Annotated in this window: 22 protein-coding genes; 20 read left to right on the forward strand and 2 right to left on the reverse strand. The window is 72.0% G+C overall.

Annotated elements, in window-relative coordinates; translation table 11 throughout:
- The first annotated feature begins 47 nt into the window (after window positions 1-47).
- The 4 genes from IAG42_RS29660 (at window position 48) to nusB (ending at window position 3,199) form a co-directional block, all read left to right on the forward strand.
- Window positions 48-914, forward strand: a complete 867-nt coding sequence (locus IAG42_RS29660; protein ID WP_188340025.1) for a Pro-rich N-terminal domain-containing protein — start codon at window positions 48-50, stop codon at window positions 912-914.
- 103 nt (window positions 915-1,017) lie between these two features.
- A complete protein-coding gene (locus IAG42_RS29665; RefSeq protein ID WP_188340026.1) occupies window positions 1,018-2,136 on the forward strand; it encodes an aminopeptidase P family protein in 1,119 nt (372 codons plus the stop codon).
- Window positions 2,137-2,195: 59 nt separating this feature from the next.
- Window positions 2,196-2,762, forward strand: coding sequence for an elongation factor P (gene efp, locus IAG42_RS29670; RefSeq protein ID WP_188340027.1), 567 nt, complete (start codon window positions 2,196-2,198; stop codon window positions 2,760-2,762).
- A gap of 2 nt (window positions 2,763-2,764) precedes the next feature.
- A complete protein-coding gene (gene nusB, locus IAG42_RS29675; RefSeq protein WP_188340028.1) occupies window positions 2,765-3,199 on the forward strand; it encodes a transcription antitermination factor NusB in 435 nt (144 codons plus the stop codon).
- A gap of 440 nt (window positions 3,200-3,639) precedes the next feature.
- Here nusB and bldD read toward each other — a convergent pair whose 3' ends face one another.
- On the reverse strand, window positions 3,640-4,140 hold the full coding sequence (bldD, locus tag IAG42_RS29680) for a transcriptional regulator BldD (RefSeq protein WP_093894511.1): 501 nt from the start codon (window positions 4,138-4,140) through the stop codon (window positions 3,640-3,642).
- A gap of 255 nt (window positions 4,141-4,395) precedes the next feature.
- Here bldD and pyrR point away from each other — a divergent pair, with 255 nt between their 5' ends.
- The 14 genes from pyrR to IAG42_RS29750 all read left to right on the forward strand — a co-directional run bounded on the left by pyrR (window position 4,396) and on the right by IAG42_RS29750 (window position 21,231).
- Window positions 4,396-4,968, forward strand: a complete 573-nt coding sequence (gene pyrR / locus IAG42_RS29685; RefSeq protein ID WP_188340029.1) for a bifunctional pyr operon transcriptional regulator/uracil phosphoribosyltransferase PyrR — start codon at window positions 4,396-4,398, stop codon at window positions 4,966-4,968.
- Window positions 4,969-5,083: 115 nt separating this feature from the next.
- Entirely contained in the window at window positions 5,084-6,064 is a 981-nt protein-coding gene (locus IAG42_RS29690; protein ID WP_188340030.1) for an aspartate carbamoyltransferase catalytic subunit, read from the forward strand.
- A 2-nt stretch (window positions 6,065-6,066) separates the two neighbouring features.
- Window positions 6,067-7,353 carry a dihydroorotase gene (locus IAG42_RS29695; protein WP_188340031.1) on the forward strand — a complete coding sequence of 429 codons (1,287 nt, stop codon included), beginning with the start codon at window positions 6,067-6,069 and terminating at the stop codon, window positions 7,351-7,353.
- Window positions 7,350-7,943: a PH-like domain-containing protein gene (locus IAG42_RS29700; protein ID WP_223206205.1), complete on the forward strand. Its 594-nt coding sequence runs from the start codon at window positions 7,350-7,352 to the stop codon at window positions 7,941-7,943. Before IAG42_RS29695 ends, IAG42_RS29700 begins: the two co-directional genes overlap by 4 nt.
- Entirely contained in the window at window positions 7,940-9,079 is a 1,140-nt protein-coding gene (gene carA, locus IAG42_RS29705; RefSeq protein WP_188340032.1) for a glutamine-hydrolyzing carbamoyl-phosphate synthase small subunit, read from the forward strand. Before IAG42_RS29700 ends, carA begins: the two co-directional genes overlap by 4 nt.
- Window positions 9,072-12,380, forward strand: coding sequence for a carbamoyl-phosphate synthase large subunit (gene carB / locus IAG42_RS29710; protein ID WP_188340033.1), 3,309 nt, complete (start codon window positions 9,072-9,074; stop codon window positions 12,378-12,380). The genes carA and carB overlap by 8 nt, the downstream gene beginning before the upstream one ends.
- Window positions 12,381-12,637: 257 nt before the next feature.
- Entirely contained in the window at window positions 12,638-13,741 is a 1,104-nt protein-coding gene (locus tag IAG42_RS29715; protein WP_188340034.1) for a quinone-dependent dihydroorotate dehydrogenase, read from the forward strand.
- Window positions 13,738-14,586 (forward strand): orotidine-5'-phosphate decarboxylase, encoded by an 849-nt coding sequence (gene pyrF / locus IAG42_RS29720; protein WP_188340035.1) that lies wholly within the window; start codon window positions 13,738-13,740, stop codon window positions 14,584-14,586. Before IAG42_RS29715 ends, pyrF begins: the two co-directional genes overlap by 4 nt.
- A gap of 309 nt (window positions 14,587-14,895) precedes the next feature.
- A complete protein-coding gene (locus tag IAG42_RS29725) occupies window positions 14,896-15,219 on the forward strand; it encodes an integration host factor (RefSeq protein WP_026246651.1) in 324 nt (107 codons plus the stop codon).
- A gap of 61 nt (window positions 15,220-15,280) precedes the next feature.
- The gene (gene gmk / locus IAG42_RS29730) at window positions 15,281-15,874 is read left to right on the forward strand and encodes a guanylate kinase (protein WP_188340036.1); all 594 of its coding nucleotides are present in this window, start codon (window positions 15,281-15,283) and stop codon (window positions 15,872-15,874) included.
- 60 nt (window positions 15,875-15,934) lie between these two features.
- Window positions 15,935-16,207, forward strand: coding sequence for a DNA-directed RNA polymerase subunit omega (rpoZ, locus tag IAG42_RS29735; protein WP_005319902.1), 273 nt, complete (start codon window positions 15,935-15,937; stop codon window positions 16,205-16,207).
- A gap of 60 nt (window positions 16,208-16,267) precedes the next feature.
- On the forward strand, window positions 16,268-17,539 hold the full coding sequence (coaBC, locus tag IAG42_RS29740) for a bifunctional phosphopantothenoylcysteine decarboxylase/phosphopantothenate--cysteine ligase CoaBC (protein WP_188340037.1): 1,272 nt from the start codon (window positions 16,268-16,270) through the stop codon (window positions 17,537-17,539).
- Between the two features lie 211 nt (window positions 17,540-17,750).
- Complete coding sequence (metK, locus tag IAG42_RS29745) at window positions 17,751-18,959, forward strand: methionine adenosyltransferase (protein ID WP_188340038.1); 1,209 nt, start codon at window positions 17,751-17,753, stop codon at window positions 18,957-18,959.
- Window positions 18,960-19,086: 127 nt separating this feature from the next.
- The gene (locus IAG42_RS29750; protein ID WP_188341670.1) at window positions 19,087-21,231 is read left to right on the forward strand and encodes a primosomal protein N'; all 2,145 of its coding nucleotides are present in this window, start codon (window positions 19,087-19,089) and stop codon (window positions 21,229-21,231) included.
- Window positions 21,232-21,416: 185 nt separating this feature from the next.
- Here IAG42_RS29750 and IAG42_RS29755 read toward each other — a convergent pair whose 3' ends face one another.
- Window positions 21,417-21,953: a hypothetical protein gene (locus IAG42_RS29755; protein ID WP_188340039.1), complete on the reverse strand. Its 537-nt coding sequence runs from the start codon at window positions 21,951-21,953 to the stop codon at window positions 21,417-21,419.
- A 281-nt stretch (window positions 21,954-22,234) separates the two neighbouring features.
- Here IAG42_RS29755 and fmt point away from each other — a divergent pair, with 281 nt between their 5' ends.
- Both fmt and IAG42_RS29765 read left to right on the forward strand, forming a co-directional pair.
- Entirely contained in the window at window positions 22,235-23,164 is a 930-nt protein-coding gene (gene fmt / locus IAG42_RS29760; protein ID WP_188340040.1) for a methionyl-tRNA formyltransferase, read from the forward strand.
- Window positions 23,165-23,466: 302 nt separating this feature from the next.
- A complete protein-coding gene (locus IAG42_RS29765) occupies window positions 23,467-24,921 on the forward strand; it encodes an RsmB/NOP family class I SAM-dependent RNA methyltransferase (RefSeq protein ID WP_188340041.1) in 1,455 nt (484 codons plus the stop codon).
- Window positions 24,922-24,936 lie beyond the last annotated feature (15 nt).

Below are 24,936 nucleotides of genomic sequence, written 5' to 3' on the forward strand. Positions count from 1 at the left end.
CCTGTTCGGCGCCCCAGTGACCGTTGTACGAGATGGAGTGGCACCGGATGCAGCACGCAGTGGGGTCCCCGCTGCCACCGCCCCATCGTCCGGGGCACGGGCCGGCCGGCCCGTGGACCCAGGCGCGGCAGGCGCAGCAGCCCCCGGGCGCGCCCGGCTTCACCGGTGCCCCGCACCATCCGCCGGTGCCGCCGCACCCGCAGGCCCCCCAGGGGCCGCACCCCCATCCGCAGGGCCCGCCGCCGGTCGCGGGGCCTCCGCCGCTGCGTGACACCACGGGCCATGTGGCGCTCCCGCCCGGCGGCCCGGTCGCCGTGCCGAGCCCGCCGCCCGCCCAGGCCCCCGCGGATCCCTCCGCCACCACCCTGGCCGTGCTCCTCATAGGCCCCGCCGGCGCGGGCAAGACCAGCGTGGCCAAGTACTGGGCCGAGCGCCGCCGCGTCCCGACCGCCCACATCAGCCTGGACGACGTCCGCGAGTGGGTGCGCTCCGGCTTCGCGGACCCCCAGACGGGGTGGAACGACAACAGTGAGGCGCAGTACCGCCTCGCCCGCCGCACCTGTGGCTTCGCCGCACGCAACTTTCTGGCCAACGGGATCTCCTGCATCCTCGACGACGCGGTCTTCCCCGACCGTCCCGTCGTCGGCCTCGGCGGCTGGAAGCGGCACGTCGGCCCCGGCCTGCTGCCGGTCGTCCTGCTCCCGGGCCTGGAGATCGTCCTGGAGCGCAACGCGCGGCGCATTGGCAATCGCCGGCTGACCGACGAGGAGGTCGCCCGCATCCACGGCCGCATGGCCGGCTGGTACGGCTCCGGCCTGCCCATCATCGACAACTCGCAGCTGGACGTGCCCGGCACCGCCCAGGTCCTGGACGACGTCCTCGCCCGAGCCATCGCGAGCCCGCCCAAGTGGTGACCCCGGCCCCCGCGCCGGGCTCCGCGCCAGGTCACAGGGGGCCGACGCCCGTCCGGACGCGCTGAACCGGCCGGGCCGCCCACACGCTCGTACGCTCGATCTCATGTCAGAGGTGTACGCGGCCCGTCGGGACCGGCTCCGAGAGCGCGCGACGGCGGGCGGCAGCGCCGCCGCCCTCGTGTCGCGGCCTGCCAATGTCCGATATCTCGCCGGCGCGGCCCCGCGGGGTGCCGTGCTGCTGCTGGGCCGAGAACCCGGCGGCGGTGGCGACGCGCTGCTGTGCGCGAGTCCGCCGAGCGGGCAGATCGCCGAGGGGCGTGCCGACGAGAGCCTGCGGGTGCAGGTCCTCGCCGCCCCCGCGGGCGATCCGGCCGTCGCGGCCGCGGACGTCGCGGCCGCGCAGGGCGCCGACTCGCTCGCCGTCGAGGAGCACGACCTGACGGTCTCCCGGCACCGGGCGCTCGCCTCCGTCGCGCCCCGGCTGCATCTCACCGATCTCAACCGGGCTGTCGAGCAGCTGCGCTTCGTCAAGGACGAGGAGGAGATCTCCTGCCTGCGGATGGCCGCGGAGATCGCCGACCAGGCGCTCGGCGAACTCCTGGAGTCGATCCTCGTCGGCCGCACCGAGCGGCACCTCGCCCTGGAACTGGAACGTCGACTTGTCGACCATGGCGCCGACGGTCCGGCCTTCCCGACCTCCGTGGGCACCGGGCCCAACTCCGGCCGCGGCGGGCACCGGCCCACCGACCGGCGGGTCGAGGAAGGAGATTTCCTCTCCGTGTGCCTCGGCGCGACGTACCGCGGGTACCGGTGCGAGATCGGCCGCACCTTCGTCATCGGGACCACGCCCGCGGACTGGCAGATCGAGCTCTACGACCTCGTCTTCGCCGCTCAGCGGGCCGGACGGGAGAGCCTCGTGCCCGGTGCCGAGTGCCGTGAGGTGGACCGGGCCGCCCGGCACGTACTGGTCTCGGCGGGGTATGGTGACGGACTCGCACAACTGACCGGACACGGGGTGGGGCTCGAAATCGACGAGGACCCGCAGTTGGCCCCCGCCGCCATGGGTAAACTGGACGCCTGTGTGCCGGTCACCGTCGAACCGGGGGTCCACCTCCCGGGCCGGGGCGGCGTCCGGATCGATGACACGCTCGTCGTCCGCCCCGAGGCGGACGGCGGACCCGAGCTACTCACCATCACGACCAAGGAGCTGCTCGCGCTGTAGCCGACGGCTACGCGCTGTGCCCCGGGGTCGTCCACGTCAGTCCAGGAGATTCCGCAACCGTGGCTTCCACGAACGACCTCAAGAACGGCCTGGTGCTCAAGCTCGAAGGCGGCCAGCTCTGGTCCGTCGTCGAGTTCCAGCACGTCAAGCCCGGCAAGGGCCCGGCCTTCGTGCGCACCAAGCTGAAGAACGTGCTCTCCGGCAAGGTCGTCGACAAGACGTTCAACGCCGGCGTCAAGGTCGAGACGGCCACGATCGACAAGCGCGACATGCAGTTCTCGTACATGGACGGCGACTACTTCGTCTTCATGGACATGGAGACCTACGACCAGCTGCACGTCGACCGCAAGGCCGTCGGCGACGCCGCCAACTTCCTGATCGAGGGCTTCACCGCCACGGTCGCGCAGCACGAGGGCGAGGTGCTCTTCGTCGAGCTGCCGGCCGCCGTCGAGCTGACCATTGCCGAGACCGAGCCGGGCGTCCAGGGCGACCGCTCCACCGGTGGCACCAAGCCCGCCACCCTGGAGACCGGCCACCAGATCCAGGTCCCGCTCTTCATCACCACGGGCGAGAAGATCAAGGTCGACACCCGTGACAGCGGCTACCTCGGCCGGGTGAACAGCTAACCGTGGCTGCCCGTAACACGGCCCGCAAGCGCGCCTTCCAGATCCTCTTCGAGGCAGACCAGCGCGGCGCCGACGTCCTGACGGTCCTCGCGGACTGGATCCGGCACTCCCGCAGCGACACGCGGCAGCCGCCCGTCAGCGAGTACACGATGGAGCTGGTCGAGGGATACGCCAAGAAGGCGACCCGGATCGACGAGCTCATCTCGCAGTACGCCGTCGGGTGGACCCTGGACCGGATGCCGGTCGTCGACCGCAACATCGTGCGGATCGGCGCCTATGAGCTGGTCTGGGTCGACGGGACCCCGGACGCCGTGGTCCTCGACGAGGCCGTCTCGCTGGCCAAGGAGTTCTCCACGGATGAGTCTCCGGCGTTCATCAACGGGCTTCTGGGCCGTTTCAAGGACCTGAAGCCTTCGTTGCGGCGCGACGAGGCGTAACGCGTAACGCCTCCGGCGCTCAGCCCGTTCTTCGGGGCCCGGAGTCGAACCTGTACGGGGTTCGGCTCCGGGCCCCGGTGCGTTCCCGGGTGCCGGGTCCCGTGCGGCGCCGTAGCTTCGTCTCTTCGTCGCGGGGTGCGGGCCGGTGGGGCTCCTCGCGCAGTTCCCCGCGCCCCTGAAATGCATGCCCTTCGGGCGCATTTCTCCGATCAAGGTGCGGGGAGCCTGTAATCGGGGGAAGGCGCGGCGAAGCCGCATGCCTTCCAGGGGCGCGGGGAACTGCGCGACCAGCCCCCACCGGAGGGTTCGCCGAAGAACCGCCCCAAGCCCCGCAGGGTCACGCGCTGCTGTCGACGCGCGTACACCGATCCGGACACGGAAACGGCCCGAGGGGCGGAACCGGATGGTTCCGCCCCTCGGGCCGTGACGTTTCTGCTGGGTCAGGCCTCTTCGTGGGCCACCGCGCGACGCGCATCCGCGTCGAGGACGCCCCAGCTGATCAGCTGCTCGGTCAGGACCGAGGGCGACTGGTCGTAGATGACCGCGAGGGTGCGCAGGTCGTCCTGGCGGATCGAGAGCACCTTGCCGTTGTAGTCACCGCGCTGGGACTGGATCGTCGCCGCGTAGCGCTGCAGCGGGCCGGCCTTCTCCGGCGGCACGTGGGCCAGCCGCTCCAGGTCCAGGACCAGCTTCGGCGGCGGCTCGGCGGCCCCGCCGGGGGTCGTGCCCGGCAGCAGCTCCTGCACCGGGACGCCGTAGAAGTCCGCCAGCTCGGCGAGACGCTGCACGGTCACGGCGCGGTCACCGCGCTCGTACGACCCCACCACGACCGCCTTCCAGCGTCCCTGGGACTTCTCCTCGACGCCGTGGAGGGAAAGGCCCTGCTGGGTGCGGATCGCACGGAGCTTGGCCCCGAGCTGTTTGGCGTATTCGCTGGACATATAGCTCCCCGGACACTGCATCACTGTGCGGCTCCGCCGCGTGGCTGGTAACTCACTGTGAGGTTACGCAGCGTTACTTGGCCGCGTCAAGCCGAATGGTCCGTACCGACCTTCTCGTGAATCCGGGCTTTCCGCACCTCCAGAGCGGGGGCCGGGCGGGTGATCAGCGGTGTTCGGCGGCTGGTAGACTCGGTGGCGCAATTTCGACGTCCTTTAAGGTCCGTCCCGTGAGGCGGAGAAGGAGGTCCGTTTTTTATGGACACGAACAGCACCGATGCCCGGCCCGTTCTCGAAGGCCCTGACATCGAGCGGGTACTGACCCGCATCGCCCACGAGATCGTCGAGCGCGCCAAGGGCGCCGAGGACGTGGTCCTCCTGGGCATCCCCACGCGAGGCGTCTTCCTCGCCCGCCGCCTGGCCGAGAAGCTCGCCGAGGTCACCGGGCGCACCATCCCCGTGGGGTCCCTCGACATCACGATGTACCGCGACGACCTGCGCATGCACCCGCCGCGCGCGCTCGCCCGCACCGAGATCCCCGCCGCCGGCATCGACGGCCGGCTGGTCGTGCTCGTCGACGACGTGCTGTTCTCCGGCCGCACCATCCGTGCGGCCCTCGACGCCCTGAACGACATCGGGCGTCCGCGTGCCGTGCAGCTCGCGGTCCTCGTCGACCGCGGCCACCGCGAACTCCCGATCCGTGCCGACTACGTCGGCAAGAACCTCCCCACGTCGCTGCGGGAGACGGTCAAGGTCCAGCTCGCCGAGGAGGACGGCCGCGACGCCGTGCTGCTCGGTGCCAAGCCGGACGCCAAGGCAGCCGAGCACTAGCCACCTTCACCCGGCGTACGCCCCGCGGGCGTACGTCCGCGAAGGTGCGCCCTCGCGCGCCTGAATGCCCCGATATCTCCTGATCTTCTCCTGACTTCGCTACGGAGCACCCCAGATGATGCGACACCTCATCTCGGCCGCCGACCTCACCCGCGACGACGCCGTGCTCATCCTCGACACCGCCGAGGAGATGGCCCGCGTCGCGGACCGGCCCATCAAGAAGCTGCCCGCCCTGCGCGGCCGCACCGTGTGCAACCTCTTCTTCGAGGACTCCACCCGGACCCGGATCTCCTTCGAGGCCGCTGAGAAGCGCCTCTCCGCCGACGTCATCAACTTCGCCGCCAAGGGCTCCAGCGTCTCCAAGGGCGAGTCCCTCAAGGACACCGCGCAGACCCTGGAGGCCATGGGCGTCGACGCCGTCGTCATCCGGCACAGCGCCTCCGGCGCCCCCTACCGCCTCGCGAACTCCGGCTGGATCGACGCCCCGGTGATCAACGCGGGCGACGGCACCCACCAGCACCCCACCCAGGCGCTGCTCGACGCGTTCACCATGCGCCGCCGCCTGATCGGCCCCGACGCCGGCATCGGCCAGGGCCTCGACGGCCGCCGCGTCACCATCGTCGGCGACATCCTGCACAGCCGCGTCGCCCGGTCGAACGTGGACCTGCTGCACACCCTCGGCGCCGAGGTCACCCTGGTCGCCCCGCCCACCCTGCTGCCGGTCGGCGTCGACTCCTGGCCCTGCGAGGTCTCGTACGACCTCGACGCCACGCTGCCCAAGACGGACGCCGTGATGATGCTCCGCGTCCAGCGCGAGCGCATGAACGCCGCGTTCTTCCCGACCGAGCGCGAGTACACCCGCCGCTACGGCCTGGACGCCGAGCGTCTGGCCAAGGCCCCCGGGCACGCCATCGTGATGCACCCCGGCCCGATGGTCCGCGGCATGGAGATCACCGCCGAGGTCGCCGACTCCGAGCGCTGCACGGTCGTCGAACAGGTCGCCAACGGAGTCCACACCCGGATGGCCGTCCTCTACCTGCTTCTGGGCGGCAACGAGCCCGCCGTCAGCCACTCTCGTACCGAGGAGAACAAGTAGCCATGAGCAAGATCCTGATCCGCGGTGCGAAGGTCCTCGGCGGCGAGCCCCAGGACGTGCTGATCGACGGCGAGGTCATCGAGGCGGTCGGCACCGGCCTGTCCGCCGAGGGCGCGGAGGTCGTCGAGGCCGACGGCAAGATCCTCCTGCCGGGCCTCGTCGACCTGCACACCCACCTGCGCGAGCCCGGCCGCGAGGACTCCGAGACCGTCCTCACCGGCACCCGCGCGGCCGCCTCCGGCGGCTACACCTCGGTGTTCGCCATGGCCAACACCTTCCCCGTCGCCGACACCGCCGGCGTCGTCGAGCAGGTCTACCGGCTCGGCCAGGAGCACGGCTACTGCGACGTGCAGCCCATCGGCGCCGTCACCGTCGGCCTCGAGGGCAGCAAGCTCGCCGAGCTCGGCGCCATGCACGAGTCCGCCGCGGGCGTGACCGTCTTCTCCGACGACGGCAAGTGCGTCCACGACGCCGTGATCATGCGCCGCGCCCTGGAGTACGTGAAGGCCTTCGGCGGCGTCGTCGCCCAGCACGCCCAGGAGCCCCGCCTCACCGAGGGCGCCGAGATGAACGAGGGCACCGTCTCCGCGGAGCTGGGCCTCGGCGGCTGGCCCGCCGTCGCCGAGGAGTCGATCATCGCCCGCGACGTGCTGCTCGCCGAGCACGTCGGCTCCCGCGTCCACATCTGCCACCTGTCCACGGCCGGCTCCGTCGAGATCATCCGCTGGGCCAAGTCCCGCGGCATCGACGTCACCGCCGAGGTCACCCCGCACCACCTCCTCCTCACCGACGAGATGGTCCGCACGTACAACCCGGTCTACAAGGTCAACCCGCCGCTGCGCACCGAGAAGGACGTCATGGCGCTGCGCGAGGCGCTGGCCGACGGCACGATCGACATCGTCGCCACCGACCACGCCCCGCACCCGCAGGAGGACAAGGACTGCGAGTGGGCCGCCGCCGCCATGGGCATGGTGGGCCTGGAGACCGCGCTGTCCGTCGTCCAGCAGACGATGGTGGAGACCGGACTGCTCGACTGGGCCGGCGTCGCCGACCGCATGTCCGTGAAGCCCGCGCGGATCGGGCAGGCCACCGGCCACGGCCGCCCCGTCTCGGCAGGCGAGCCGGCCAACCTGCTGCTGCTCGACGCGGACTACCGTGGAGCCGTTGACCCCGCGGGGTTCGCCTCCCGCAGCCGCAACACGCCCTACCAGGGCCGTGAGCTGCCGGGCCGCGTCACCCACACCTGGCTGCGGGGCAAGGCCACCCTCGCCGACGGGAAGCTCGCGTGACACCTCTCCACCCCCTGGCCAGCCCGCTGGTCCGCCTGGCCGCCGAGAAGAAGTCGGCGGACGTCACGGACTGGCCCGACCGGATCGGCTGGATCGTCGGTCTGCTGCTCTTCGTGGCGCTCGTCTACTGGCTGATGCGCCAGGGCTGGAAGTGGCGCGGCACCCTGCAGGGCGACCTGCCGCCGCTGCCTCAGTCGCCGGAAACCCCGGGTGAGCCCAGACTGACCATGAGCGGCCGGTACCACGGCTCCACCACCGCGGGGCAGTGGCTCGACCGCATCGTGGCGCACGGCCTCGGCACCCGCAGCCGCGTCGAGCTGACCCTGACCGACGCGGGCCTCGTGGTCGAGCGCCCCGGGGCGAGCGACTTCTTCGTCCCGGTGACCGCGCTGCGCGGCGCCCGGCTCGACAAGGGCATCGCCGGCAAGGTCCTCACGGAGGGCGGTCTGCTGATCGTCACCTGGGCGCACGGCGACAAGCTGATCGACTCCGGGTTCCGCTCCGACCAGGCCGCAGAACAGGGCGCATGGGTCAGCGCCCTCAACGACATGACCGACACGCACATCACGACGGAAGGCACCGCACGATGACGACCTCCACCCGGGGAGCCGCCGCTCCCGCCGTACTCGTCCTGGAGGACGGCCGCATCTTCCGCGGCCGCGCCTACGGGGCCGTGGGGGAGACCTTCGGCGAGGCCGTGTTCTCCACCGGCATGACCGGCTACCAGGAGACGCTGACGGACCCGTCGTACGACCGCCAGATCGTGGTCGCCACCGCCCCGCAGATCGGCAACACGGGCTGGAACGACGAGGACGACGAGTCGAGCCGCATCTGGGTCTCCGGCTACGTCGTGCGCGACCCCGCCCGCATCCCGTCCAACTGGCGCGCCAAGCGCTCCCTGGACGACGAGCTGGTCGCGCAGAACATCGTCGGCATCTCCGGCATCGACACCCGCGCGCTCACCCGCCACCTGCGCGAGCGCGGCTCGATGCGCTCCGGCATCTTCTCCGGCGAGCACCTCGCGACCGACGCCGAGCTGGTCTCCCGCGTGCAGGCCCAGCCGCACATGAAGGGCGCCTCGCTGTACGAGGAGGTCGCCACCAAGGAGGCGTACGTCGTCCCCGCGATCGGCGAGAAGAAGTTCACCGTCGCCGCGATCGACCTCGGCATCAAGGGCATGACCCCGCACCGCATGGCCGAGCGCGGCATCGAGGTGCACGTCCTTCCGGCCACCGCGACGCCCGACGACGTGTACGCGGTCCAGCCCGACGGCGTGTTCTTCTCCAACGGCCCGGGCGACCCGGCCACCGCCGACGGCCCGGTCGCGCTGATGACCGCCGTCCTGGAGCGGAAGACGCCGCTGTTCGGCATCTGCTTCGGCAACCAGATCCTCGGCCGCGCCCTCGGCTTCGGCACGTACAAGCTCAAGTACGGCCACCGCGGCATCAACCAGCCGGTGCAGGACCGCACCACCGGCAAGGTCGAGGTCACCGCGCACAACCACGGCTTCGCCGTGGACGCGCCGCTCGACAAGGTGAGCGACACCCCCTTCGGCCGTGCCGAGGTCTCGCACGTGTGCCTCAACGACGAGGTCGTGGAGGGCCTGCAGCTGCTCGACCAGCCGGGCTTCTCCGTCCAGTACCACCCCGAGGCGGCGGCCGGTCCGCACGACGCCGCCTACCTGTTCGACCGCTTCGTGAAGCTCATGGAGGGCCAGCGTGCCTAAGCGCACCGATATCCAGTCCGTCCTGGTCATCGGCTCCGGCCCGATCGTCATCGGCCAGGCCGCCGAGTTCGACTACTCCGGCACCCAGGCGTGCCGCATCCTGCGCGCCGAGGGCCTGCGGGTCATCCTCGTCAACTCCAACCCGGCGACGATCATGACCGACCCGGAGATCGCCGACGCCACGTACGTCGAGCCGATCACCCCCGAGTTCGTCGAGAAGATCATCGCCAAGGAGCGCCCCGACGCGCTCCTGCCCACCCTCGGTGGTCAGACGGCCCTCAACACGGCCATCTCCATGCACGAGCAGGGCGTCCTCGAGAAGTACGGCGTCGAGCTCATCGGCGCCAACGTCGAGGCGATCAACAAGGGCGAGGACCGCGACCTCTTCAAGGAGGTCGTCGAGGAGGTCCGCCGCAAGATCGGCCACGGCGAGTCCGCCCGCTCGGTCATCTGCCACACCATGGACGACGTCCTCAAGGGCGTCGAGACCCTCGGCGGCTACCCCGTCGTCGTGCGCCCCTCCTTCACCATGGGCGGCGCCGGCTCCGGCTTCGCCCACGACGAGGAGGAGCTGCGCCGCATCGCCGGCCAGGGCCTCACGCTCTCCCCGACCACCGAGGTGCTCCTGGAGGAGTCCATCCTCGGCTGGAAGGAGTACGAGCTGGAGCTGATGCGCGACAAGAACGACAACGTCGTGGTCGTCTGCTCCATCGAGAACTTCGACCCGATGGGCGTGCACACCGGTGACTCGATCACCGTCGCCCCGTCGATGACCCTCACCGACCGCGAGTACCAGCGGCTGCGCGACATCGGCATCGCGATCATCCGCGAGGTCGGCGTCGACACCGGCGGCTGCAACATCCAGTTCGCGGTCAACCCCGACGACGGACGCATCATCGTCATCGAGATGAACCCGCGCGTCTCGCGCTCCTCCGCGCTCGCCTCCAAGGCCACCGGCTTCCCGATCGCCAAGATCGCCGCCAAGCTGGCCGTCGGCTACACGCTGGACGAGATCCCGAACGACATCACCGAGAAGACGCCGGCCTCCTTCGAGCCGACGCTCGACTACGTGGTCGTGAAGGCCCCGCGCTTCGCCTTCGAGAAGTTCCCGAGCGCCGACTCCACGCTGACCACCACCATGAAGTCGGTCGGCGAGGCCATGGCCATCGGCCGCAATTTCACCGAGGCCTTCCAGAAGGCGCTGCGCTCCCTGGAGAAGAAGGGCTCGCAGTTCACCTTCGTGGGTCCGGTCGGCGACAAGCAGGAGCTTCTCGAAGCCTCCGTGCGCCCGACCGACGGCCGGATCAACACCGTCATGGAGGCGATCCGCGCCGGCGCCACCCCGGAGGAGATCTTCGAGTACACGAAGATCGACCCGTGGTTCGTCGACCAGCTCTTCCTCATCAAGGAGACGGCCGACGAGCTGGCCGCCGCCCCGGAGCTCACCAAGGAGCTGATCGCGGAGGCCAAGCGGCACGGCTTCTCCGACCACCAGATCGCCGAGCTGCGCGGTCTGCGCGAGGACGTCGTCCGCGAGGTCCGCCACGCCCTCGGCGTCCGCCCGGTCTACAAGACGGTCGACACCTGCGCCGCCGAGTTCGCCGCGAAGACCCCGTACTTCTACTCGTCCTACGACGAGGAGTCCGAGGTCGCCCCGCGCGAGAAGCCCGCGGTCATCATCCTGGGCTCCGGCCCGAACCGCATCGGCCAGGGCATCGAGTTCGACTACTCCTGCGTCCACGCCTCCTTCGCCCTGAGCGACGCCGGCTACGAGACCGTGATGGTCAACTGCAACCCGGAGACCGTCTCCACGGACTACGACACCTCCGACCGCCTGTACTTCGAGCCGCTCACGCTCGAGGACGTGCTGGAGATCGTCCACGCCGAGTCCCTCGCGGGCCCGATCGCGGGCGTCGTCGTCCAGCTCGGCGGCCAGACCCCGCTGGGCCTCGCCCAGGCGCTCAAGGACAACGGCGTGCCCGTCGTCGGCACCTCCCCGGAGGCGATCCACGCCGCCGAGGACCGCGGCGCCTTCGGCCGCGTGCTCGCCGAGGCCGGCCTGCCCGCGCCCAAGCACGGCACCGCGACCACCTTCACCGAGGCCAAGGCCATCGCCGACGAGATCGGCTACCCGGTCCTCGTCCGCCCGTCCTACGTGCTCGGCGGCCGCGGCATGGAGATCGTCTACGACGAGACCCGCCTGTCCTCGTACATCGAGGAGTCCACCGAGATCAGCCCGTCCCGCCCGGTCCTCGTCGACCGGTTCCTGGACGACGCGATCGAGATCGACGTCGACGCCCTCTACGACGGCACCGAGCTCTACCTCGGCGGCGTCATGGAGCACATCGAGGAGGCCGGCATCCACTCCGGCGACTCGGCGTGCGCCCTGCCCCCGATCACCCTCGGCGGCTTCGACATCAAGCGCCTGCGCGCCTCCACCGAGGCCATCGCCAAGGGCGTCGGCGTGCGCGGCCTGATCAACATCCAGTTCGCGATGGCGGGTGACATCCTCTACGTCCTGGAGGCCAACCCGCGCGCCTCGCGCACCGTCCCCTTCACCTCGAAGGCGACCGCGGTGCCGCTCGCGAAGGCCGCCGCCCGCATCTCGCTCGGCGCCACCGTCGCCGAGCTGCGCGCCGAGGGCCTGCTCCCGAAGACCGGCGACGGCGGCACGCTCCCCATGGACGCGCCGATCTCCGTCAAGGAGGCCGTCATGCCGTGGTCGCGCTTCCGTGACATCCACGGCCGCGGCGTCGACACGGTCCTCGGCCCGGAGATGCGCTCCACCGGCGAGGTCATGGGCATCGACTCGGTCTTCGGCACGGCGTACGCCAAGTCGCAGGCCGGCGCCTACGGCCCGCTGCCCACCAAGGGCCGCGCGTTCATCTCCGTCGCCAACCGCGACAAGCGCTCGATGATCTTCCCGGCCCGCGAGCTGGTCGCCCACGGCTTCGAGCTCCTCGCCACCTCCGGCACCGCCGAGGTCCTCAAGCGCAACGGCATCAACGCCAAGATCGTGCGCAAGCAGTCCGAGGGCGAGGGCCCGAACGGCGAGAAGACGATCGTCCAGCTCATCCACGACGGCGAGGTCGACCTCATCGTCAACACCCCGTACGGCACCGGCGGCCGCCTCGACGGCTACGACATCCGTACGGCGGCCGTGGCCCGCTCCGTGCCCTGTCTGACGACGGTGCAGGCGCTCGCCGCCGCGGTCCAGGGCATCGACGCGCTCAACCACGGGGACGTGGGCGTCCGGTCGCTCCAGGAACACGCGGAACACCTGACCGCGGCCCGCGACTAGCAGCCCCAGGGCCTGTGTCGGGTTCCCCGTCGTCTGGCCGGAGGTCAGGCGCAGCGGCGGTCGGTGCGTGCCCTCGGCGTGCGCTGTTCCCGGTCATGTGGCGGAGCCACCTGTCCGGGGGCGGCGTGCGGCGAGGGTGCGTGCCGGGCGTCGGGGCGCAGACGGGGAACCCGACACAGGCCCTGGAGGGGGACACCGGACGGTGTCCCCCTCTTCATGAGCCCACCGCCTCGTGAGCACCTACTAGGACTTCAGCCATGTACAAGCTGTTCTTCAACCTCGTCTTCAAGCGCATGGACCCCGAGAAGGCCCACTACCTCGCCTTCCGCTGGATCCGCCTCGCGGCCCGCACCCCCGTCCTGCGCACCTTCGTGGCCGCGGCCCTCGCGCCCCGCTACAAGGAGCTGCGCACCGAGGCCCTCGGCCTGCGGATGCACGGACCCTTCGGCCTCGCCGCCGGCTTCGACAAGAACGCCGTCGCGATCGACGGCATGACGATGCTCGGCTTCGACCACATCGAGATCGGCACCGTCACCGGAGAGCCGCAGCCCGGCAACCCGAAGAAGCGCCTCTTCCGCCTCGTGCAGGACCGCGCGCTCATCAACCGCATGGGCTTCAACAACGAGGGCTCCCTCGCCGTGGCGGCCCGCCTGGCCTCCCGCAACCCGGTCTTCAGGACCACCGTGGGCGTCAACATCGGCAAGACCAAGGTCGTCCCCGAGGCCGAGGCCGTCGGCGACTACGTGAAGTCCACCGAGCGGCTCGCCGCCTTCGCCGACTACCTCGTGGTCAACGTCTCCTCGCCCAACACCCCGGGCCTGCGCAACCTCCAGGCCACCGAGGCGCTGCGCCCGCTGCTCGCCGCCGTCCGCGAGGCCGCCGACCGCACCGTGCGCTCGCGCCGCGTCCCGCTCCTGGTGAAGATCGCCCCCGACCTGGCCGACGAGGACGTCGACGCGGTCGCCGACCTGGCCGTCGAGCTCGGCCTGGACGGCATCATCGCCACGAACACGACGATCTCCCGCGAGGGCCTCAGGACCCGGGGCGACGTCGTGAACGAGACGGGCGGCCTGTCCGGCGCGCCCCTCAAGGAACGCTCCCTGGAGGTCCTCAGGCGTCTCTACGCGCGCGTGGGCGACAAGATCACCCTCGTGGGCGTCGGCGGCGTGGAGACCGCGGAGGACGCCTGGCAGCGCATCCTCGCGGGCGCCACCCTGGTGCAGGGCTACAGCGCCTTCATCTACGAGGGCCCGTTCTACGCCCGCGCGATCCACAAGGGCCTCGCCGCCCGTCTGAACAACTCCCCGTACGCCACGCTCGCCGACGCGGTCGGCGCCGATGTGAAGAAGGTGTCCGCATGACCGTTCTGGAGCCCTTCGGCGCGCGTCTGCGCCGCGTCATGGACGAGCGCGGCCCGCTCTGCGTCGGCATCGACCCGCACGCCGCGCTGCTCTCCTCCTGGGGCCTGAACGACGACATCGCCGGCCTGGAGTCCTTCACGCGGACCTCGGTCGAGGCGCTGGCCGACACGGTCGCCGTGGTGAAGCCGCAGATGGCGTTCTTCGAGCGGTTCGGCTCGCGCGGCGTCGCGGTCCTGGAGCGGGCCGTCGCCGACCTGCGCGCCGCGGGCACGCTCGTGGTCATGGACGCCAAGCGCGGCGACATCGGCTCGACCATGGCCGCGTACGCCGAGACCTTCCTGCACAAGGACTCCCCGCTGTTCTCGGACGCCCTGACCGTGTCGCCGTACCTCGGCTACGGGTCGTTGAAGCCGGCCGTGGACCTCGCGCGCGAGTCCGGCGCGGGCCTGTTCGTCCTCGCTCTCACCTCGAACCCCGAGGGCGGCGAGGTGCAGCACGCGGTCCGTGCGGACGGGCGCAACGTCGGCGCGACGATGCTGGCGCACCTGGCCGGCGAGAACGCGGGGGAGACCCCGATGGGCTCCTTCGGCGCGGTCGTCGGCGCGACCCTGGGTGACCTGTCCTCGTACGAACTGGACATCAACGGACCGCTCCTCGCGCCCGGCATCGGTGCGCAGGGTGCCACCGCCGCCGACCTCCCGGCGGTCTTCGGCGCGGCCGTGCGCAACGTGGTGCCGAACGTCAGCCGCGGCGTCCTGAAGGCCGGTCCCTCGGTCGCCGCGCTGCGGGACGCGGCCGTGCGGTTCGCGGACGAGGTCCGCGAGGCGGTCGCGGGCGCCGTCTGACGTCACCGGAAACCCTGATGAGGGTCGGTACGGCACCCCGAGAGGGGTGGCACTCCGTGCCGACCTTTGTCTTTGCCCGGACATCCGGGCCGATTTCCCGGTTGTTTTGCCCGAAATGTCCAGCCTTCGCGAGTCTGACCAGGACTTTTCCGCTGTTCTCGCTGACTCTGGCGGCCATGGCCGCTAGTCTCCGTCGGGAGTGAACGGGTGACCGCGGCCGGCCGCGCCGCTCGTAGCTCACCTGGTGAGGGGCGCTCAGGTCCCGCACCGGTCCGTATCCGACAGTTCGACATCCGAGGTGACGTAGGCGTGGCTCTTCCGCCCCTTACCCCTGAACAGCGCGCAGCCGCGCTCGAAAAGGCCGCCGCGGCTCGCCGGGAGCGGGCCGAGGTCAAGAATCGACTCAAGCACTCCGGCGCCTCGCTTCACGAGGTCATCAAGCAGGGCCAGGAGAACGACGTCATCGGCAAGATGAAGGTCTCCGCCCTGCTCGAGTCCCTGCCGGGCGTGGGCAAGGTCCGCGCCAAGCAGATCATGGAGCGTCTCGGGATCTCCGAATCCCGCCGTGTGCGAGGTCTCGGCTCCAACCAGATCGCCTCCCTGGAGCGCGAGTTCGGCAGCACCGGCGCCTGAGTGGCGAACCGGCCCCCGGGGGCTGGTCCCGGCACTCCGGAACAACTGGAATAATCGCTGCATGGCTGCAACATCCCGGGGGACGACCCCCGAGCCCCCGGACGTACGTCCGCGGCTGACCGTGCTCTCCGGCCCCTCCGGGGTCGGCAAGAGCACGGTCGTCGCCCATATGCGCAAGGAACACCCCGAGGTCTGGCTCTCGGTGTCGGCGACGACCCGCAAGCCGCGCCCCGGCGAGAAGCACGGTGTCCACTACTTCTTCGTCACCGACGAGGAGATGGACAAGCTGATCGCCAACGGCGAGCTCCTCGAGTGGGCCGAGTTCGCGGGGAACCGCTACGGGACCCCGCGCAGCGCCGTCCTCGACCGCCTCGAAGCGGGCGAGCCGGTGCTGCTCGAGATCGACCTCCAGGGCGCACGCCTGGTCCGCGAGTCGATGCCCGAGGCCCAGCTCGTGTTCCTCGCCCCGCCGAGCTGGGAGGAGCTGGTCCGCCGGCTCACCGGCCGCGGCACCGAGGCGCCCGAGGTCATCGAGCGCCGGCTCGAGGCCGCCAAGGTCGAGCTCGCCGCCGAGGCCGAGTTCGACACGACCCTTGTCAACACCTCCGTCGAGGACGTAGCGCGCGAGCTGCTAGCCTTGATGAAGGTTCTTTGATCTTTACCCTGGTTTAACCCGGGCCGGGACCCAGGTCCGGCCCCCATCGGAAGGCAGAGAGTGTCCTCTTCCATCACCGCGCCCGAGGGCATCATCAACCCGCCGATTGATGAGCTGCTCGAAGCGACCGACTCGAAGTACAGCCTGGTCATCTACGCCGCCAAGCGCGCGCGTCAGATCAACGCGTACTACTCGCAGCTCGGTGAGGGCCTGCTCGAGTACGTCGGCCCGCTCGTCGACACCCACGTCCACGAGAAGCCCCTGTCGATCGCCCTGCGCGAGATCAACGCGGGCCTGCTGACGTCCGAGGCCATCGAGGGCCCGGCTCAGTAACACCCGTTTTTCGTCGTCATCCCAGGCCCGGCAGTACGACTGCCGGGCCTGTGGTGTGTCATGGAGTCGTACGTTTCCGGAGCCAGGGGAGAAGCGGTGTCGTCGAAGCCGAAGGTCGTACTGGGAGTCAGCGGTGGCATCGCCGCCTACAAGGCGTGCGAGCTGCTGCGCAGGCTCACCGAGTCCGGGCACGACGTCCGCGTCGTCCCCACCGACTCCGCACTGCACTTCGTCGGCGCCGCGACCTGGTCGGCCCTGTCCGGCAACCCGGTCTCCACCGAGGTCTGGGACTCCGTCCACGAGGTCCCCCACGTGCGCATCGGCCAGCACGCCGACCTCGTGATCGTGGCCCCCGCCACCGCCGACATGCTCGCCAAGGCCGCCCACGGCCTCGCCGACGACCTCCTCACCAACACGCTCCTCACCGCCCGCTGTCCGGTCGTCTTCGCGCCCGCCATGCACACCGAGATGTGGGAGCACCCCGCCACCCAGGAGAACGTCGCGACGCTGCGCCGCCGCGGCGCCCTCGTCATCGAGCCCGCCGTCGGCCGCCTCACCGGCGTCGACACCGGCAAGGGCCGCTTCCCCGACCCCGTCGAGGTCTTCGAGTACGTGCGCCGGGTCCTGGCCCGCGGCGCCGCCGCGGCCACCACCGACCTGGCCGGCACCCACGTCGTCGTCAGTGCCGGCGGCACCCGCGAGCCCCTCGACCCGGTCCGCTTCCTCGGCAACCGCTCCTCCGGCAAGCAGGGCTACGCGCTCGCCCGCACCGCGGCCGCCCGCGGCGCCCGCGTCACCCTGCTCTCCGCCAACGCGGAGCTGCCCGACCCGGCCGGCGTCGACGTCGTCCACGTCGGCACCGCCGTGCAGCTGCGCGAGGCGGTCGTCAAGGCCGCCGCCGACGCCGACGCGGTCGTCATGGCCGCCGCCGTCGCCGACTTCCGCCCCGCCGTCTACGCGCCCGGCAAGATCAAGAAGCAGGGCGACAGCGGAGCGCCGACCGTCGAGCTGGTCCGCAACCCCGACATCCTCGCGGAGATCTCCGCCGAGCGGGCCCGCCCCGGCCAGATCGTCGTCGGCTTCGCCGCCGAGACCGACGACGTCCTCGCCAACGGCCGCGCCAAACTCGCTCGCAAGGGCTGTGACCTGCTCGTCGTCAACGAGGTGGGGGAGCGCAAGACCTTCGGCTCCGAGGAGAACGAGGCCGTGATCCTCGGCTCGGACGGCGCCGAGACCCCCGTCCCGTACGGCCCGAAGGAGGCTCTCGCGGACCGGATCTGGGACGAGGTCGTGCGCCGCGTGACGCCCGCACACGCCGATCCGCGCGAGTAGGGGCGCCGGATTCACGCTCGACCGGTACCCTTCCGGAGACCGATCCTCGTGTCGGACAATGCGGTGTCGCAGGTCACAGCCCTCCCAAGGGGCGAGACGCGTGACCCGGCAGCCGAGCCCGACCGATAAACTGTTCTCGGACGACGCCAGGCGCAGCCCCCGGCCGTCCGTCAATGATCAGCCAGCAGCCGCTGCAACCACAGGGAGCGTTGTGTCCCGTCGCCTGTTCACCTCGGAGTCCGTGACCGAGGGTCACCCCGACAAGATCGCTGACCAGATCAGCGACACCATTCTCGACGCGCTGCTGCGCGAGGACCCCACGTCCCGCGTCGCCGTCGAGACGCTGATCACCACCGGCCTGGTGCACGTGGCCGGCGAGGTGACCACCAAGGCGTACGCGCCGATCGCGCAGCTCGTGCGCGAGAAGATCCTCGAGATCGGTTACGACTCGTCGAAGAAGGGCTTCGACGGCGCGTCCTGCGGCGTCTCGGTCTCCATCGGCTCGCAGTCGCCCGACATCGCGCAGGGCGTCGACACGGCGTACGAGAAGCGCGTCGAGGGTGACGACGACGAGCTCGACAAGCAGGGCGCGGGCGACCAGGGCCTGATGTTCGGTTACGCGTGCGACGAGACGCCGGAGCTCATGCCGCTCCCGATCCACCTCGCGCACCGCCTGTCGCGCCGCCTCTCCGAGGTCCGCAAGAACGGCACGATCCCCTACCTGCGTCCCGACGGAAAGACCCAGGTCACCATCGAGTACGACGGCGACAAGGCCGTCCGCCTCGACACGGTCGTCGTCTCCTCGCAGCACGCCTCGGACATCGACCTCGACTCGCTGCTCGCCCCCGACATCCGCGAGTTCGTCGTGGAGCCGGAGCTCAAGGCGCTCGTCGAGGACGGCATCAAGCTGGAGACCGACGGCTACCGTCTGCTGGTCAACCCGACCGGCCGCTTCGAGATCGGCGGCCCGATGGGCGACGCCGGCCTCACCGGCCGCAAGATCATCATCGACACGTACGGCGGCTACGCCCGCCACGGCGGCGGCGCCTTCTCGGGCAAGGACCCGTCCAAGGTCGACCGCTCGGCCGCCTACGCGATGCGCTGGGTCGCCAAGAACGTCGTGGCCGCGGGTCTCGCCTCGCGCTGCGAGGTCCAGGTCGCGTACGCGATCGGCAAGGCAGAGCCCGTCGGTCTCTTCGTCGAGACCTTCGGCACGAACACGGTCGACACGGACAAGATCGAGGCCGCGATCACGGAGGTCTTCGACCTGCGCCCCGCCGCGATCATCCGCGACCTCGACCTGCTGCGCCCGATCTACGCCCAGACGGCGGCGTACGGCCACTTCGGCCGCGCCCTGCCGGACTTCACGTGGGAGAAGACCGACCGCGTGGACGCGCTGCGCAAGGCCGCGGGCCTGTAGGTCCTTCAGCTCGGCCGGCCCGGGGCCAGGCTCTCCCTTCGGGGGAGCCGGGCCCCGGTTTCGTTCTCGGCTGCGCGACCAGCCCCCACCGGCCCGCGGACGGGCAGGGGGCTCGGGTCCCGTGGTGATGTCCGAGCGCTCTGGTAGGAATGGCAGCGTGAGCAGCCAGAACGACAGTCCCGAGCCGGAGCAGCTCGCGTTCATCCGGGAGACGGTGCGCAAGAACAAGGCGCCGAAGGCCAAGCCGCGGACCTGGCGGGGAGCCGCGCTGGCCAAGGAGCTGCCCGTGGCCCGCGTCCTCGTCGACAAGGGCGTGCTGCACCTCGACCGGTACTTCGAGTACGCCGTCCCGGAGGAGCTGGACGCGGCGGCGCAGCCCGGCGTGCGCGTACGGGTCCGGTTCGGCGCCGGGTCCAAGAACGTGCGGGACGGGCGGCGCGAGGGCGGCGGGCTGATCGACGGGTACCTCGTGGAGCGCGTCGCCGAGGCCGAGTACCAGGGCCCGCTGGCCGCGCTCGCCCAGGTCCTGTCGCCGGAGCCGGTGCTCGACGAGGAACTGCTCGGACTGACCCGGTCCGTCGCCGACCGGTACGCCGGCAGCCTCGCCGACGTGCTCCAGCTCGCGATACCGCCGCGGCACGCCAAGGCGGAGGCCCGGACGTTCTCCGAGCCGCCCGCCCCGCCGACCGCGCCCGAGCCCGGATCCTGGCGGCGGTACGAGCGCGGGGCCGACTTTCTCGCCTCGCTCGCCTCGGGCGGCGCCCCGCGCGCCGTGTGGACCGCGCTGCCCGGACCCGAGTGGGCCGACGAGATCGCCCGGGCCGTGCGCGCGACCCTCGCGTCGGGGCGCGGCGCGCTCGTCGTCGTGCCGACCGTGCGGCTCGCCGCCCGCGTCGACGCCGCGCTGCGCGAGCAGTTGGGCGAGGGACAGCACGCGCTGCTGACCTCCGAGGCGGGACAGCAGCGGCGCTACTCGGAATGGCTCGCCGTACGCCGCGGGGCGGTGCGGGCCGTGGTCGGGACCCGGGCCGCGATGTTCGCCCCCGTCCGGAATCCGGGCCTGGTCGTGGTCTGGGACGACGGGGACGCGCACCACAGCGACGACCACGCGCCCTTCCCGCATGTCCGGGAGGTGCTCGAACTGAGGGCCGGGCGGGACAAGTGCGCCTTCCTGCTCGGGAGTTGGAGCTGCACCGTCGAGGCGGCGCAGCTGGTGCGCAGCGGCTGGGCGGCGGCGATCGCGGCCCCGCGCGAACAGGTCCGGCGGACGGCGCCCCGGGTGCGGACCGTCGGCGACCTGGACCTCGCGCGGGACGAGGCGGCGCGCGCGGCACGACTGCCCAGCGTGGCCTGGGAGGTGGCGCGGACCGCGCTGCGCGACGGGCCGGTCCTGGTCCAGGTGCCGCGGCGCGGATACGTGCCCCGGCTCGCCTGTCAGCGCTGCCGTGAACCCGCCCGCTGCCGGCACTGCGCGGGCCCGCTCGAGGCGCGGGAGGCGACCGGGGTCCTGGCCTGCTCGTGGTGCGGCCGCGAGGAGGCCAACTGGCACTGCGCCGAGTGCGGCGGCAACCGGCTGCGGGCCCAGGTGGTCGGCGCGCGGCGCACCGCCGAGGAGCTGGGCCGCGCCTTCCCCTCCGTACCCGTGCGCACCTCGGGGCGGGAGCAGGTGCTCGACACGGTGTCCGCCGGGCCCGCGCTCGTCGTCAGCACGCCCGGCGCGGAGCCCGTCGCCGAGGGCGGGTACGCGGCCGCGCTGCTGCTCGACGGCTGGGCCATGCTCGGGCGGCCCGATCTGCGCGCGGGCGAGGACGCCCTGCGGCGCTGGATCGCCGCGGCCTCGCTGGTGCGGCCGCAGGAGGCGGGCGGCACGGTCGTCGTCGTGGCCGAGCCGACGCTGCGGCCCGTGCAGGCGCTGGTCCGCTGGGATCCGGTGGGGCACGCGGTGCGGGAGCTCGCGGACCGGGCCGAGCTGGGCTTTCCACCGGTGTCCCGGATGGCCTCGGTCAGCGGGACGCCGCAGGCGCTCGCCGACTTCCTGCGGGCGGTGGAACTGCCCGGTGACGCGGAGGTGTTGGGGCCGGTGCCCGTCGTCGAGCCCGGTGGGTCGCGGCGGGGCGCCGAGCCTGCGGGGGAGCGGGCGCTCGTCCGGGTGCCGCCGGGGAGCGGGGCGGCCCTGGCAGGGGCCCTGAAGCGGGCTCAGGCGGCGCGGATGGCCCGGGGGGCCGGGACGGATCCGGTGCGGGTGCGGATCGATCCGCCGGACATCGGGTGAGTGGGTGGTGCGGACGCGTTTCCGCTGCGGGCCCGGTGGGGTCTCGTCGCGCCCCGCGGCGGAACCGCTGACAGACACACCCCCGCGCCCCTGAGGTGCGTGCCCTTCGGGCGCACCTCATGGACGAAGGCTGAGCAGCATTGCTGCTCAGCCTTCGTCGGGCGCGGGGAAGCGCGTGGCCGGCCTCAGCCGTTGCGGGGGCCGGGGAAGACTCCGGGGCGGGGCTCGTCGCGGAGCCCCGCGCTGCCCGCGGTCGGCTGCGTCGGCATGGACCGCGCGGCCGGCACCGAGGGCAGCGGGCCCGCCCCGAGCGGCAGCGGCGGCCGGGCCGAGGTGTCACCGGCCCGCTCGGCGTCGGCGGCGGCCTGCGCGGCCGCCCGGCGCGCCCCGTACCGGCGGTGCACCGCCTGCTTGGTCACACCGAGCGCGGAGCCCACCGCGTCCCACGAGAAACCCAGGGAGCGGTCGAAGTCCACTGCGGCGGTCACCAGGGTCTCGACGCTGTCGCGCAGCTCCTGGGCCAGACGGACGGTCGGGGCGGGGGCCCGTCCGTAGACGACGAAGCCGGCGGAGGGGCCGGAGCGGCGCGGACGGTAGACGTTGCCGAGCTGTGCGGTGAGGGTGCGCAGTGCGTCCACCTGCCGCCGGACCCGCTCGATGTCCCGCACAAGGAGGTGCAGGCTGGCCCGTGCCTGGGCGTCATGGGTTGCGTGGTCGGCCATTTACAAGCCTCTCGAACCGGCGATGAAGAAGGATCGGGCCGAGCTCACGCCGAACGGCGATTCAGGCGACTCACCGGTGACGATCGCGAGTGATCCCGGCCCGTGGATTGGTCAACTCTTTCTTGACCAACGCGCCATCCGGTGAGGGGTCACGCTGTTCCGGCGTATCCGCATATGCGCGGGGCGCACGGCGGGACGTGCGCCCCATGCGCGGGCGTCACCCGCCGCCCATAGACTGGTGTGTCGCCCGTGACCCTGCCCCGAGAGGCCGTTAGCCACCGATGAAGCTCGTCTTCGCCGGCACCCCCGAGGTCGCCGTTCCCGCTCTGGACGCCCTGATCGCCTCCGACCGGCACGAGGTCGCCGCCGTCGTGACCCGGCCCGACGCCCCTGCCGGGCGCGGCCGTCACATGGTCGCGAGCCCCGTCGCCGAGCGCGCCGCCGAGGCCGGCATCGAGGTGCTCAAGCCGGTCCGGCCCCGCGACGAGGACTTCCTGGCCCGGCTGCGCGAGATCGCGCCGGACTGCTGCCCCGTCGTCGCCTACGGCGCGCTGCTGCCCAAGGTCGCCCTCGACGTGCCCGCCCGCGGCTGGGTCAACCTGCACTTCTCGCTGCTGCCCGCCTGGCGCGGTGCCGCGCCCGTCCAGCACGCGCTGATGGCCGGCGACGAGATCACCGGCGCGTCCACCTTCCTCATCGAGGAGGGGCTCGACTCGGGCCCGGTGTACGGCACGGTGACCGAGGCGATCCGGCCCGCCGACACCAGCGGTGACCTGCTGACCCGGCTCGCCTTCGCGGGGGCGGGGCTGCTGGCCGCGACCATGGACGGCATCGAGGACGGCACGCTGACGGCCGTTCCGCAGCCGGCCGACGGGATCTCGCTCGCCCCGAAGATCACGGTGGAGGACGCGCGGATCGACTGGGCGGCGCCCGCGCTCCGCGTCGACCGGGTGGTACGCGGATGCACTCCCGCGCCGGGGGCCTGGACGGAGTTCCGCGGCGAGCGGCTCAAGGTGCGGTCGGCCGTGCCGGTGCCGGACCGCACGGATCTGGCGCCGGGTGAGCTGAGCGTCGGCAAGAAGAACCTGTACGTCGGGACGGGGTCGTACGCGGTCGAACTTCTCTGGGTCCAGGCCCAGGGCAAGAAGCCGATGGCTGCCGCGGATTGGGCCCGGGGTGTGCGGATCGCCGAGGGCGAGCGGCTGGGCTGATCCGGCTTCCGGCTCGGCCGGTCCGGTTCGTCGCCGGGTGCGGGTGGTTCGTGGCTGGTCGCGCAGTTCCCCGCGCCCCTGGAAGGCAGCGGCTTCGCCGCGCCTTCCCCGGATGACAGGCGCCCGGCGCCTTGATCGGGGAAATGCGACCCGAAGGGTCCGCATGTCAGGGGCGCGGGGAACTGCGCGGGTAGCCCCACCGGGCCGCGGCCGCGATCGCACGCGCACCCCTACGGCGATGGCGGACCCGCCCCCCACGTACGCTGGAAGCGATCGTCACCCCTCGCATCAGCGGAGCACCTTTGAACGACCAGCCGGCCCCGTCGAACAACCGCCCCCGCGCCGGAGGCAAGGGCAAGCCGGGCAAGCCGCACCGCCGCCCGAAGAAGGACCCCGTACGGATCCTCGCCTTCGAGGCGCTGCGCGCGGTCGACGAGCGGGACGCGTACGCGAACCTCGTCCTGCCCCCGCTCCTGCGCAAGGCCCGTGCGAAGGGCGACTTCGACAACCGGGACGCGGCGCTCGCGACCGAGCTGGTGTACGGCACGCTGCGCCGCCAGGGCACGTACGACGCGATCGTGGCGGCCTGCATCGACCGGCCGCTGCGCGAGGTCGACCCGCCGGTGCTCGACGTGCTGAACCTGGGCGTGCACCAGCTGCTCGGCACCCGGATCCCGACGCACGCCGCCGTCTCCGCGTCCGTCGAGCTGGCCCGCGTGGTGCTCGGCGACGGCCGCGCCAAGTTCGTCAACGCCGTGCTGCGCAAGGTCTCGCAGCACGATCTCGACACCTGGGTGGAGCGGGTCGCGCCGCCGTACGACGAGGACCCCGAGGACCATCTCGCCGTAGTCCATTCGCATCCGCGATGGGTCGTCTCCGCGCTGTGGGACTCCCTCGGCGGCGGCCGGGCCGGCATCGAGGACCTGCTCGAGGCGGACAACGAGCGGCCCGAGGTCACCCTCGTCGCGCGCCCCGGACGGACCACCGCCGAAGCCGTCCTCACCGAGGTCGGAGAGGAGTCCGGGCTCCCGGGCCGCTGGTCCCCGTACGCCGTGCGCCTCACCGAGGGCGGCGAGCCGGGCTCGTTCGACCTCGTGCGCTCCGGGCGGGCCGGCGTCCAGGACGAGGGCAGCCAGCTCGTCGCCCTCGCACTCGCGAACGCGCCGCTGGACGGCCCCGACGAGAAGTGGCTGGACGGCTGCGCGGGCCCCGGCGGCAAGGCCGCCATGCTCGCGGGGCTGGCCTCGCAGCGCGGCGCGACCCTGCTCGCCTCCGAGAAGCAGCCGCACCGCGCCGGACTCGTCGCGAAGGCCCTCGACGGCAACCCGGGCCCGTACCAGGTGATCGCCGCCGACGGCACCCGCCCGCCGTGGCGCCCCGGTGTCTTCGACCGGGTCCTGATGGACGTCCCGTGCACCGGACTCGGCGCCCTGCGCCGCCGCCCCGAGGCCCGCTGGCGCCGCCGCCCCGAGGACCTGGACGGCTTCGGCCCGCTGCAGCGCTCCCTGCTGCGCACCGCCCTGGAGTCGGTGCGGGTCGGCGGCGTCGTCGGCTACGCGACCTGCTCCCCGCACCTGGCCGAGACCCGGGCCGTCGTGGACGACGTCCTGAAGGGCTTCGCCGGGGCCGAACTGATCGACGCGCGCCCCCTGCTGGAAGGCGTCCCGGGGCTCGGCGAGGGCCCGGACGTCCAGCTGTGGCCGCACCTGCACGGGACCGACGCGATGTACCTGGCGCTGATCCGGCGCACCTCGTGATCGTTTCGTAAGGTT

The sequence above is a fragment of the Streptomyces xanthii genome (genome assembly GCF_014621695.1).
Classification (GTDB): domain Bacteria; phylum Actinomycetota; class Actinomycetes; order Streptomycetales; family Streptomycetaceae; genus Streptomyces; species Streptomyces xanthii.

Coding starts and splice junctions, on each gene's coding strand:
- IAG42_RS29695 (WP_188340031.1), top strand. CDS start 6,067: ATGAGCAAGATCCTGATCCGCGGTGCGAAGGTCCTCGGCGGCGAGCCC.
- IAG42_RS29660 (WP_188340025.1), top strand. CDS start 48: ATGCAGCACGCAGTGGGGTCCCCGCTGCCACCGCCCCATCGTCCGGGG.
- pyrR (WP_188340029.1), top strand. CDS start 4,396: ATGGACACGAACAGCACCGATGCCCGGCCCGTTCTCGAAGGCCCTGAC.
- pyrF (WP_188340035.1), top strand. CDS start 13,738: ATGACCGTTCTGGAGCCCTTCGGCGCGCGTCTGCGCCGCGTCATGGAC.
- IAG42_RS29715 (WP_188340034.1), top strand. CDS start 12,638: ATGTACAAGCTGTTCTTCAACCTCGTCTTCAAGCGCATGGACCCCGAG.
- coaBC (WP_188340037.1), top strand. CDS start 16,268: ATGGAGTCGTACGTTTCCGGAGCCAGGGGAGAAGCGGTGTCGTCGAAG.
- IAG42_RS29690 (WP_188340030.1), top strand. CDS start 5,084: ATGATGCGACACCTCATCTCGGCCGCCGACCTCACCCGCGACGACGCC.
- fmt (WP_188340040.1), top strand. CDS start 22,235: ATGAAGCTCGTCTTCGCCGGCACCCCCGAGGTCGCCGTTCCCGCTCTG.
- gmk (WP_188340036.1), top strand. CDS start 15,281: ATGGCTGCAACATCCCGGGGGACGACCCCCGAGCCCCCGGACGTACGT.
- IAG42_RS29755 (WP_188340039.1), bottom strand. CDS start 21,953: ATGGCCGACCACGCAACCCATGACGCCCAGGCACGGGCCAGCCTGCAC.
- bldD (WP_093894511.1), bottom strand. CDS start 4,140: ATGTCCAGCGAATACGCCAAACAGCTCGGGGCCAAGCTCCGTGCGATC.
- IAG42_RS29665 (WP_188340026.1), top strand. CDS start 1,018: ATGTCAGAGGTGTACGCGGCCCGTCGGGACCGGCTCCGAGAGCGCGCG.
- IAG42_RS29750 (WP_188341670.1), top strand. CDS start 19,087: ATGTCCGAGCGCTCTGGTAGGAATGGCAGCGTGAGCAGCCAGAACGAC.
- carA (WP_188340032.1), top strand. CDS start 7,940: ATGACGACCTCCACCCGGGGAGCCGCCGCTCCCGCCGTACTCGTCCTG.